Raw genomic sequence first — 11,177 nt, forward strand, 5'->3', positions numbered from 1 at the left:
TTAAGAACGGTAGTCCGCGTTGATGGAAACGTATTCCTTGGACAGGTCCGAGGCCAGCAGGGTGTATTCGCCCTGTCCCGCGCCGAGGCTGATGCCTATCTTGATGTCGGTCTCGGCCATGACGGGCTTGAGCAGGGCATCCATGTCGCCTTCCACCGGACCGCCGTTCTCGTAGACGGTGATGCCGCCGATGCTCAGTACGAGGTTTTCGGGATTGAACATGGCTCCGGAGCGTCCGGCCGCGGCGGTGATGCGCCCCCAGTTGGGATCGCAGCCGAACAGGGCGGTCTTGACCAGCGGAGAATGTCCCACGGCCCGTGCCACCAGTTCCGCTTCCTCGTCGTTCTTGCCGCCGTCCACGGTGATATGCGCCACCTTGGTGCCGCCTTCGGCGTCATGGACAATGCTGTACGCCAGATCCTGACACACGTGCAGCAGTGAGTGGTAGAGCAGGTACAGATCGTTATCACTCTCGGCCTTCACGTCGGTTGCGCCGTTGGCGAGGCCCATGACGCAGTCGTTGGTGCTGGTGTCGCCGTCGATGGTGATGTGGTTGAAGGTCTTCATGGCGGCCGGGGCCAGCATGTCGCGCCATGCCGAGGGGGCCACGTCCGCGTCGCAGCAGATGAAGCCCAGCATGGTGGCCATGTCCGGGCAGATCATGCCTGCGCCTTTGCACATGCCCATAATAGTGACCTTGCCGCCGGAAAGCGCAACTTCCGCGGAAGCCAGCTTGGGGATGGTGTCGGTGGTCATGATGGCCCGGGCGGCCTCTTCCGGAGTGGCTTTGCCGAGGTTGTCCGCCAGCGCGGGCACGGCCTGTTCCCATTTTTCCATGATGAGCTGCGGGCCGATGACGCCCGTGGAGGCCGGAAGAATCTCGTCCGCCGGGTATCCGGTGGCGTGACTGACCATGTTCAGGGTCTCGCGGCACCGCTTGAGTCCTTCCTCGCCGGTGCTGGCGTTGGCCTGTCCGGAATTGACCAGAAACGCGCTGGCCCGGTCGATGCGGCCGAGCATGGCCTTGCACTGAAGCACCGGGGCGGCCTGAAACAGGTTGCGCGTAAAGACCCCGGCAACGGCGGCGGGGCGGTCGCTGGCGATGAGGGCCAGGTCGTCCCGGCCCTCGTGCTTGAATCCGGCCGCAGCCGTGGCGAAGTGGAATCCCTTGGGTATGAATGTCATATGGTTGCTCCCGTGTCGGGGTTGCGGTCGTTGTTCTCTTATTTCGGTTCCGGTCCGATGACGCCGATTTCACGCAGGACGCTCTTGGTATAGACCATGCGCAGTTGGGCGTGGGCGCGTTCGGTGATCTGCACGTTGGTGGCGAAGAAGGTGGTCTCGGGACCGCGCTCGATCCAGCCGACCATCCATCCGTGCTGCGGCGCGATGCGCTGTGCCCAGCCGCTCTTGGCTCGCATCAGCCAACCTTCGCCGGAGTCGCGGACCATGATCTTCCTGACGAAGTCCATGTGTTCGCGGTTGAACGGCAGTTTATTTGCGTGCAATCGTCGCAGAAAGCCTATCTGCTGTCTGGAGGTGATGCGAAGCGTGCCGTCGAGCCAGAAGGAGTCGATGGCGCCGCCGATGTCCGCGTTGCCGTAGTTGATGAGTTCCACGTAATTACGCATGCGTTCCGGGCCGATACGTCGTGCGATCTTCTGGTAGACCCAGATGGCGGACCAGCGAAACGCCTGCTCCAGCGTCAGGTCGCGGTTCCACGGCTCGAAGCCGCGGTCCTTGCCGTCCCATTCGAAGACTTCGTCAGGCTTCACAACGCCGGACTGGAGCGCGATGAGAGTGTGCGGAATCTTGAACGTGGACGCCGGCAGAAAAGCCATTTCGGCGCGCGGGCCGTTGCGGATGATCCAGTCGCCTTCCTGCATACGGAATATGGCGATGGATTTCTCGGTGGGCGGGATGTCCTGCGGGACCTGGGCTGCCTTTTGCGAGGGCTTGACGGCGGAACATGCGGCAAGGGCCAGCACGGCCGCAAGAAGCAGTATCTTTTTCATGGGCGGTTTCCGGGTAAGGGTTTTCCGACAATGACAGCAAACGTCTAGCAGATATCGCGGGGCAAGCAAAGCCGGAACGTCTTGCATGAGAAGGGGTTTGCCCGTAGGCTGAAAGGCTCCCGAAACCCTTTGAGGAGTCTAGCAATGAAGATTTTGCGCGCAGCAATGCTGCTTCCCGTGCTCTGGATCGCCGCGGCCATTCCGGCATCGGCCGAGGAGGCTCCGCGAGTGGAGCAGTCCGTCTACGTCCCGGCTTACTCGCACGTGTATCAGGGCCCCAAGAGCCGCATCTTCGATCTGGCCATCCTGCTGAGCATCCGCAACGTGGACCGCAGCACGCCCATCACCATCTCGCTCGTGGAGTACTATGACGACCACGGCAACAAGGTCCGCGATTTCCTTGAAGAGCCGATCGTGCTCCAGCCGCTGGAGACCTTCGAGGTCAAGATTCCCGAAAAGAACACGGACGGCGGCTCCGGGGCCAACTTCATCGTGGACTGGGAGGCGGCGCACAGGATCACCGAACCCATCATTCAGGCGGTGATGATCGGCGCGGCCTCGCAGCAGGGGATATCCTTCGTCTGCGACGGCGTGCCGCTGGAGGACTAGCCTTTTGTGCCGAGCTGCTCCAGCAGCAGTTCCCGCGCCGCCTGCTCGTCCAGATTCTTCCCGGTCCAGAGCCGGAACTGGGCCAGCCCCTGATGCAGGAACATCTCCAGCCCCTCGATGGTCCGGCAGCCGGCAGCTTGTGCCTCGCGCAGCAGCTTGGTCCTGAGGGGATTATAGACGATGTCGTAGACCACGCAGCCCTCGGGGAAGCGGTCCGCGTCCCACGGACTGAGGGCTTCCAGATCGCCCGACATGCCAAGGGGCGTGGTGTTGATGATCAGCTCCGGTCGCTCGTCCATACGCGCCTGCCAGTCCACGGCCCGCAGCACGAAGTCGTGGGCGATGATCTCGGCCTTGCTCCGGGTGCGGTTGGCCACGGTGACATTTTCCACATCAAGCTCGCGAAGGGCTGCCGCAGCCGCTCGCGCCGCGCCGCCCGCGCCAAGAATCATGGCGGAACCGGGCAGTTCGTCGAGCTGCCGCAACGGTTCGGCAAGGCCGATCACGTCCGTATTCTCTCCCCAGATATTGCCGTCTTTCCAGAAGAGCGTGTTGACAGCACCCACCGACTTGGCGCGAAACGTCATCTCGTCCACGTACTGCATGACGGTGCGTTTGTGCGGGATGGTCACGCTGACGCCCCGGATGTTTTCGGAGCGGAAGCGGTCCATGAAGTCGCCGAGGTCCTCGGGCGGGGTGGGCCACGCCTCGTAACGGGCGTCGAGGCCGATGGTCTCGAAACCGAAATTGTGAAGGGCCGGGCTCAGGGAGTGCCCGAGCGGCCAGCCGATGATGCCATGGATTTTCGTCATGCAGCCACCATAACCGGAAGCGGATTCAAGCGAAAGAGCGGACGGCGGGGAAAGTGTTTTCAGGTGCCGGCGCATAAAAAAGGCCCGGCATCGTCATGACGATGCCGGGCCTTTGCCTGATGGCTGGAATCTAGCAGCCGCATCCGGAGCCGCAGCCGGAGCTGCAATCGCATCCGCCGCCTGCGGAGATGGGGTTCTCCGAGGCCACCTGAAAACCGTAGTCGTTGGCGTCCACGGTGACGGTGCCGGTCGCGTCGAGCAGTTCCTTCTGCGCCAGCAGGGTGATGTTGTCGAAGGAGAACGCGGAGTCCTCTTCGTTTTTTTCGTCGATGGCCAGCATGAGCTGCGGGCCTGCGCATCCGCCGCCGCCGAGGTAGACGCGGATGGGCTGGGGTTCGTTGTCGCCAAAATGTTCGCGGATCTTTTCAGCCGCGATGTCGGTCAATTTGATCATGTGTCCTCCTTTGGGGTTCCATACAGAGGTAAGCACGCATGAAGGCCCGGTCAAATCGAAAACCGCGATTCATTCCCAGCACAAGAATCCGCAGGTCTGATGCAGTGGTTGCCGCGAGGCGATTATACAAATAACTCCGGTTCGTTACGGGCGGAGAATTTGGTGGTGAGCATGTCCCGGAATCCTTCGACGCGCTCGTGCGTCAGCGAGCGTGCGTCAAAAGGACAGATGCGGGTGCAGGCGCAGCACATGACGCATTTCAGCGCCTCGGTAACCACCTCGTCAGTGACGGTGATGGCCCCCATGGGGCAGGAGCGGGCACATTCGCCGCACAGCACGCAACGCTGCGGGTCGGTCTCCGGGGCAACCTCGTTGGGCTGGGTTCCCTCGCGGTGCGGGCGGTTGCCCGGCAGTTCAAGGTCCGGAAGCGAGGACGGCCTGCCGCGCGAGAGCTTTTCGCGAATCCTGCGGCCGTATTCCTCGGCGAGCTTTTCGTCGTCGAGGTCCGGCCTGCCTTCGGCCACGGGCTTTTCCGGTGTGGCGTAGGAGTGCTCGCCGATGAAGGCGGCCCCGGCCACGGGAATGAAGCCGAGGTCTTCGGCGATGTCCTTGAGTTCCAGCAGCGCGTCTTCATAGTCGCGGTTGCCGTAGAGCACCACGAGGGCTGCCGGACGTCCGTCTCCATAGACGTGCTTGCGCAGCCGCTCGGCAGCGGGCGGGGCCACACGGCCCGCGTAGACTGGCACGCCGATCACCGCCAGTCCCTGTTCCGGGCTGCTGATGGTTTCCAGCTCCCCGGGCGAAGTGAGGTCCGTGCGGGTCACCTCGTCAGGGCCGAGGGTGCGGGCGACGGCTTCGAGGGTGCGGCGGGTGGTGCCGGTGGCCGAGAAATAGATCAGTTCGACGGGTGCGCTCATGATGTCTCCAGCGGTTTTTTCCATGCGTCTGCGTCTTTCCAGAAATCGGGCGAAGGAAAGACCTTCCAGCCGTTGCCGAGGCGCATGGACACAATGGAATCCTCGGTTTTCATGCGTAAGACGACCGATGTTTCGCCCCGGTGTTTCTTGATGAGTTCCTGCAGCGAATCAAGCGCGTCGTCCGTGACCTGATCCTGGCTGAGTTCGATGGGCACGGGCTTGTCGCTGCCGGTGACGTACTTGGCCAGCAGCGAAACCTTTTCAGCCAGAATTTTGGCGGATTTGGGGCCTTCGCCCTCGTCGTCGCGCGAGTCCACCTTGCCTTCGACCATCAGCGGCTGATCCTCAAGGAGCAGTTCCGCGGCCTCGGCATAAACATTGGGCAGCATGGTTACTTCGCCGGTGCAGGTGAGGTCTTCCGCATTGCAGAAGGCCATCTTGTCGCCCTTCTTGGTGATGTGCACCTTGTGGTCGGTGATGATGACCGGAACCTTGACCTCCATGCCTTTCGAGAGCGTCTTGCATTCCTCCAGCGTGTTCATGCGCAGCCGCTTCATCTCGTGACGGTAGGCCAGCAGCGGATGTCCGGTGAGGAAAAAACCGATGACCTCCTTCTCCATGGTGAGCATGTCGCGCTCTTCCCATTCGGGGACGTCGCTCGGTTCGGGACCGGCCATGGCTTCGCCTTCCTTCTGGCCGCCCAGCATGTCCAGCATGTTCAACATGCCGGAATCCTTTTCCTTAGCCTTTTTCTGGCCCAGCGCCACGGCGCGTTCCAGATCCTCGGCAATGGAGGCCCGGGTGCAGCCGAAGCATTCGAACGCGCCGGCCTTGTTCAGCGACTCCAGCACGCGCTTGGTGACACGCTTGAGGTTGATGCGCTCGCAGAAGTCGAAAATGTTCTTGAACTTGCCGTTTTGCTCGCGCTCGGCGGTGATTTCATTGATGGCTTCCTCGCCAACGTTCTTGATGGCGGCCATGGCGTAGAGAATCTCACCGTCCTTCACTGAGAATCGGGCCATGCCGGAGTTGACGTTGGGCGGATTCACTTTGATGTTCATGTCGCGGCAGGCGTTGACGTACATGATGATCTTGTCGGTGTTGCTCATTTCCGAGCTCATGATCGCCGCCATGAATTCCACCGGGAAATGGGCCTTGAGATACGCCGTGTAGTAGGAGACCAGCGCGTACGCCGCCGAGTGCGACTTGTTGAAGCCGTAGGCCGCGAACTGTTCCATGAGGTCGAAGATGTCGTTGGCCGTCTTCTTGGGGATGCCGTTTACCTCGGCCCCTTCAAGGAAGCTCTCGCGGTGCTTGGCCATTTCCTCGGGAATCTTCTTACCCATGGCGCGGCGCAGCAGGTCGCCCTGCCCGAGCGAGTAGCGGCCGAGGATCATGGCGCAGGCCATGACCTGCTCCTGATATACGATGACGCCGTAGGTAGGGGCCAGCGTCTCTTCGAGGGAGGGGTGCAGGTAGGTGACATCCACCTCGCCGTGCTTGCGCTTGATGAACTCGTCAACCATGCCGGAGCCGAGCGGGCCGGGACGGTAGAGCGCGAGCATTGCGATGACGTCCTCGAAACAGTTGGGCCTGAGCAGGCGCAGGTATTTGCGCATGCCCGAGGATTCCACCTGAAATACGCCGTCCGTGTCGCCGGTGCTGTAAATCTCGTAAGTCTTGGCGTCGTCCAGCGGCAGGGTGTCCAGATCCGGGGCCTCACGTCCCTGCTCGCGGATGATGTCCAGGCAGTCCTCGATGACGGTCATGGTGCGCAGGCCGAGGAAGTCGAACTTGATGAGGCCGACCTTCTCCACCTTCTTCATGTCGTACTGGGTCACGACTTCGCCCTTCTTCCCGGTATACAGGGGAAGGTACTCGGTCATGGGCTTTTCCGAGATGACCACGCCCGCCGCGTGGGTGGAGGCGTGGCGCGCCATGCCTTCAAGACGCTTGGAAATGTCGATGAGTTTGGCGACCTTGGAGTCGTCGCGGGTCATTTCCCGCAGCTCCTGTACGCCTTTTGCCGCGTTTTCCACGGTGATCTTGGCCTTGGGAACCCCCAGCAACTGAGCCATGACGCCGGGGTCTTCCGGGATCAGCTTGGCGATGCGGTCGGTCTCGGCAAAGCTCAGGCCCAGCGCGCGCCCCACGTCCTTGATGACCGCCTTGGCCTTCATGGTCCCGTAGGTGGTAATCTGCGCCACGTGGTCCTCGCCGTACTTCTCGGCGGTGTAACGCACCACCTCCAGACGGCGGCGTTCGCAGAAGTCCACGTCGATATCCGGCATGGACACGCGCTCCACGTTCAGGAAGCGTTCGAAAAGCAGATCGTACGGGATGGGGTCGATGTTGGTGATGCGCAGCGCCCAGGCCACGATGGAACCTGCGGCGGAACCGCGTCCCGGGCCCACGGGGATCTTGTTGTCCTTGGCCCAGTTGATGAAGTCCTGCACGATGAGGAAGTAGGCCGGAAACTCCATCTCCCGGATGACGCCCAGCTCGTATTCGAGCCGGTCCCAGTAGACCTTTTCGTCCACCTCGTACGGGGCCACCTCGATTCGTTTTTGCAGACCCTCGCGGCACAGGCGCACAAACTCTTCGTCAATGGAGACGCCCTCGGGCAGCTCGTAGACCGGAAAGGAGTAGTTGCCCAGCTCGATGGTCAGGTTGCAGCGTTCCGCGATGCGCTGGGAGTTCTTGATGGCCTCGGGCACGTGGGCGAAGGCGCGCTCCATCTCCTCGGGAGACTTGAAATACAGCTGGTTGGTGTCCATCCGGAACCGCTTCTCGTCGTCCACGGTTTTCTGGGTCTGGATGCACAGCAGGGTGTCGTGCGCCTCGTAGTCCTCGGCGGTGAGGTAGTGGCAGTCGTTGGTGGCCACCAGCGGCAGGCCGGTTTTTTCGCTGCACTGGATGAGCAGGTCGTTCAACCGCGTCTGGTCGCCGATGCCGTTGTCCTGCAATTCAAGGTAGAAGTTTCCCGGGAAAATGGCCTCGTATTCTTTGGCCATGGCCGCGCCCGCTTCGAGCCCCTCGTTCATGAGCTTGCGCGGAACTTCGCCCGCGAGGCAGGCGGACAGGGCGATGAGTCCTTCGGAGTGCTGGTTCAGCCAGTGCTTGGTGACGCGCGGCTTGTAATGGAATCCGTGCAGGTAGCCCCAGGAAACGAGCTTGATGAGGTTTTTGTAGCCCTTGTTGTTCTTGGCAAGCAGCACCAGATGGTAGCCGCCGGGCTTGTCCTTGCGGTTGTGGGCTTCGGCGTCATCCACGTCGCCGGGTGCCACGTAAACTTCGCAACCGATGATGGGCTTGAGCCCCATGTCCAGCGCTGTGGTATAAAAGGTGACGGCACCGAACATGGAACCGTGGTCCGTGATGGCCACGGCGGGCATGCCGAAGTCCTTGGCCTGCTGGCAAAGGTCGTTGATGCGGATGGCTCCGTCGAGGAGACTGAACTCCGTATGGACGTGAAGATGGACGAATTCGGCCATGTATATGTTTCGCTCCCTGAAGGCTTTGTTTGCGGAAGCGGCAGTGTATCCGAAAAGGTCTGGATACGGAAGCGGGCAGGGTGTGCGGACCGGGGTGCGCGTCCGCGGGCCCTCGTGGAGACATCGTGTTGTCATCGCATGGCTTTTGCGGCTAAGGTTCTTGAGCCTCGAACCATCGGGCGATTGCGTCCGGATATTTCGCATCGGGATATATATAGTAATGAACGAACCGCTCATCGCCATATGGGAACGACTGCCGCTGATGCTGCTTTTCGGCGGCGCGTACGTTGTCTACCGGATGCTTGCGGTGAACGGTCTTACCGAAGCGTTCGTCCGGGCCGCCGTTGTCAGAAGCGGAGGGCGGGCCTCGCGCCTAATACTATATATAGTGGTTGCGTCCGCGATTCTGTCCGCGTTCATCCCCAACGCAGTCACCGTGCTGACGCTCATTCCCATACTCAAGACGCTGGACGAGGACTTTCGCCAGGCGGGTGTGGAGACCATGACCACCCCGCTGATGCTGGCCGCAATCTATGGTGCCGGGATCGGCGGGATGGGTTCCATGATAGGCACGCCGGCCAATGCGGTGCTGCTTGTCGCGCTTGATCTGCTCTCTGTCCCGGGGCGTGAGTCGGTGACGTTCTTCAACTGGTTCCTGTGGTCCGTGCCGCTCGTGGCGGTATTCTGCCTGGCAGCGTGGTTTGTGGCGGCAGGGCTGGGGCTGGACCGGAAGCTGCGTTCCGGGAGAATCGCCATGGCCTGTTCCGCACCGGGCGCGTTGACGCCAAGGCAGCGTTTTGGCGTGAAGGCCTTTGCGGTATTCCTCCTGTTCTGGACGCTGGAGGCGGTGGCCGGGCAGCTCGTACAGGGCTTCGGGAGGTATGCACCATATCTGGCGCTCGGCTTCTCGGCGGCATATGCGTATCTCATATTCATATATAAGAGCGAGGGCCGACCGCTTTTGCGCGCGCTCGACATGACCAGCGGCGTTCCGCGCCGGGGGATTGCCTTTCTGCTCCTGCTGGCGGCGGTCTTTGCCGTGGCGAGAATGACCGGACTCGACGGGAAGATCTCGGAATGGCTGGGGCAGGGGCTGGTGCTTCCGCTTTCGCCGTGGTGGTTCATGTTCCTTGCGGTGCTCGGGGTGATATTCATGACCGAGATCCTGAGCAACACGGTCGTGGTGGCGGGCTTCTTCACCGTGGTCCACATGGCGGCGCAGGGACAAGGCTTCGATCCGCTGCCGGTCATGCTGGCAGTATCAGTGGCATCCACCTGTGCGTTCATGACGCCGGTTGCAACACCGGCCAACGCGCTGGCCTTCGGAGAAATGCGCGGCGCGTCGCTTGGCCGGATGCTGCTTCTGGGGGCCGTACTCAATGTCATTGGTGCGATCCTGATGGCCTCCTGGCTCGGATTCGTGCTGCCGTTGATCTACTGAATCGGCGTTCGCATCGCGAAAATGGACTGTTTGAAAATGCGGAAAGCGAAGAATATAGGGCGGAGGCCTGCGAGTATCGCAGGGTGAGTTGGCGGCGGATGCCGGGGCCAAGCGTGAGGCCCCAAAAAGGGTCTAAAAATACATCAATAAAAACAGCATATTGCAAAAGAAGTGAAAGAAAGGCTCATTTTTTCGAAAAAAGCGCTTGACCTGTGAAGGGTGTTTCCGTAGAACCTCTCTTCGTCGCGACGGGGCAGCCCACACGGGCCAAACAGAGCGACTTGTTCTTTCCAAATATATCGAGCGGTTAGCCGGAGCGGCTTTTCGGAATGTCCCAAACGGGGCGCCCGAAAAAAAGTTAAAAAAACGGTTGACAGGGGCGACACAAAAACATAGTTTGCCCTTCCTTGCTTCGGCAAGGCGTTCCGAGAAACGGAACTTCGGTCTTTGACAATTAAATAGCGAGTTGAGCGAAAGATCGCTTAATCACATGACCCGTAAGGGTCAGCTTGTGACGAGAGTGATCAAACTAATACTCCAAGTTATACAACTGGAGAGTTTGATCCTGGCTCAGATTGAACGCTGGCGGCGTGCTTAACACATGCAAGTCGTGCGAGAAAGTTTCCTTCGGGAGATGAGTAGAGCGGCGCACGGGTGAGTAACGCGTGGGTAATCTACCCGACAGATCGGGATAACAGGCGGAAACGCCTGCTAATACCGGATACGCTTCGTATTTAACTTTACGGGGGAAAGGTGGCCTCTACATGTAAGCTACCACTGTCGGATGGGCCCGCGTCTCATTAGCTTGTTGGTGGGGTAATGGCCTACCAAGGCAACGATGAGTAGCTGGTTTGAGAGGATGATCAGCCACACTGGGACTGAAACACGGCCCAGACTCCTACGGGAGGCAGCAGTGGGGAATATTGCGCAATGGGGGAAACCCTGACGCAGCGACGCCGTGTGCGGGAAGAAGGCCTTCGGGTCGTAAACCGCTGTCAGGAGGGAAGAAACCATTAGAGTCGAATAGGCTCTTTTGCTGACGGTACCTCCAGAGGAAGCACCGGCTAACTCCGTGCCAGCAGCCGCGGTAATACGGAGGGTGCAAGCGTTAATCGGAATCACTGGGCGTAAAGCGTGCGTAGGCGGCGCAGTAAGTCAGGGGTGAAAGCCCTCGGCTCAACCGAGGAATTGCCTCTGATACTGCTGTGCTTGAGGCTTGGAGAGGCAGGCGGAATTCCAGGTGTAGGAGTGAAATCCGTAGATATCTGGAGGAACACCGGTGGCGAAGGCGGCCTGCTGGACAAGTTCTGACGCTGAGGTACGAAAGCGTGGGTAGCAAACAGGATTAGATACCCTGGTAGTCCACGCCGTAAACGATGGATGCTAGGTGTCGGGCCGTTGGGTTCGGTGCCGTAGTTAACGCGATAAGCATCCC

The 11,177-nt window shown here is 60.7% G+C and carries 8 protein-coding genes and 1 rRNA gene; 3 read left to right on the top strand and 6 right to left on the bottom strand.

The window, feature by feature from the left end; genetic code table 11:
• Both argJ and blaOXA read right to left on the bottom strand, forming a co-directional pair.
• Positions 1–1,185 (bottom strand): bifunctional glutamate N-acetyltransferase/amino-acid acetyltransferase ArgJ, encoded by a 1,185-nt coding sequence (argJ, locus tag B149_RS0114595; RefSeq protein WP_018125910.1) that lies wholly within the window; start codon positions 1,183–1,185, stop codon positions 1–3.
• A gap of 38 nt (positions 1,186–1,223) precedes the next feature.
• On the bottom strand, positions 1,224–2,015 hold the full coding sequence (gene blaOXA / locus B149_RS17460) for a class D beta-lactamase (RefSeq protein WP_018125911.1): 792 nt from the start codon (positions 2,013–2,015) through the stop codon (positions 1,224–1,226).
• A gap of 144 nt (positions 2,016–2,159) precedes the next feature.
• Between blaOXA and B149_RS0114605 the strand changes: the two genes are divergently transcribed.
• Positions 2,160–2,624: a DUF3124 domain-containing protein gene (locus B149_RS0114605; protein ID WP_018125912.1), complete on the top strand. Its 465-nt coding sequence runs from the start codon at positions 2,160–2,162 to the stop codon at positions 2,622–2,624.
• Here the strand turns inward: B149_RS0114605 and aroE are convergent.
• The 4 genes from aroE to dnaE all read right to left on the bottom strand — a co-directional run bounded on the left by aroE (position 2,621) and on the right by dnaE (position 8,301).
• Entirely contained in the window at positions 2,621–3,436 is an 816-nt protein-coding gene (gene aroE / locus B149_RS0114610) for a shikimate dehydrogenase (RefSeq protein ID WP_026167644.1), read from the bottom strand. The two genes, B149_RS0114605 and aroE, sit on opposite strands and share 4 nt — an antisense overlap.
• Positions 3,437–3,566: 130 nt before the next feature.
• A complete protein-coding gene (locus B149_RS0114615; RefSeq protein WP_018125914.1) occupies positions 3,567–3,890 on the bottom strand; it encodes an IscA/HesB family protein in 324 nt (107 codons plus the stop codon).
• Between the two features lie 122 nt (positions 3,891–4,012).
• Positions 4,013–4,807 (bottom strand): 4Fe-4S binding protein, encoded by a 795-nt coding sequence (locus B149_RS0114620; protein ID WP_018125915.1) that lies wholly within the window; start codon positions 4,805–4,807, stop codon positions 4,013–4,015.
• Positions 4,804–8,301 (bottom strand): DNA polymerase III subunit alpha, encoded by a 3,498-nt coding sequence (dnaE, locus tag B149_RS0114625; protein WP_018125916.1) that lies wholly within the window; start codon positions 8,299–8,301, stop codon positions 4,804–4,806. Before dnaE ends, B149_RS0114620 begins: the two co-directional genes overlap by 4 nt.
• A 220-nt stretch (positions 8,302–8,521) precedes the next feature.
• On the opposite strand from dnaE, the gene B149_RS0114630 reads away from it, so the two are divergent.
• Together B149_RS0114630 and B149_RS0114635 are read left to right on the top strand one after the other, a co-directional pair.
• A complete protein-coding gene (locus B149_RS0114630; protein ID WP_018125917.1) occupies positions 8,522–9,742 on the top strand; it encodes an SLC13 family permease in 1,221 nt (406 codons plus the stop codon).
• Between the two features lie 547 nt (positions 9,743–10,289).
• Positions 10,290–11,177: ribosomal RNA gene (locus tag B149_RS0114635) — 16S ribosomal RNA — on the top strand; the annotation flags it as partial.

Origin of the sequence: Desulfovibrio oxyclinae DSM 11498 (genome assembly GCF_000375485.1) — a bacterium.
GTDB classification, from domain to species: domain Bacteria; phylum Desulfobacterota; class Desulfovibrionia; order Desulfovibrionales; family Desulfovibrionaceae; genus Pseudodesulfovibrio; species Pseudodesulfovibrio oxyclinae.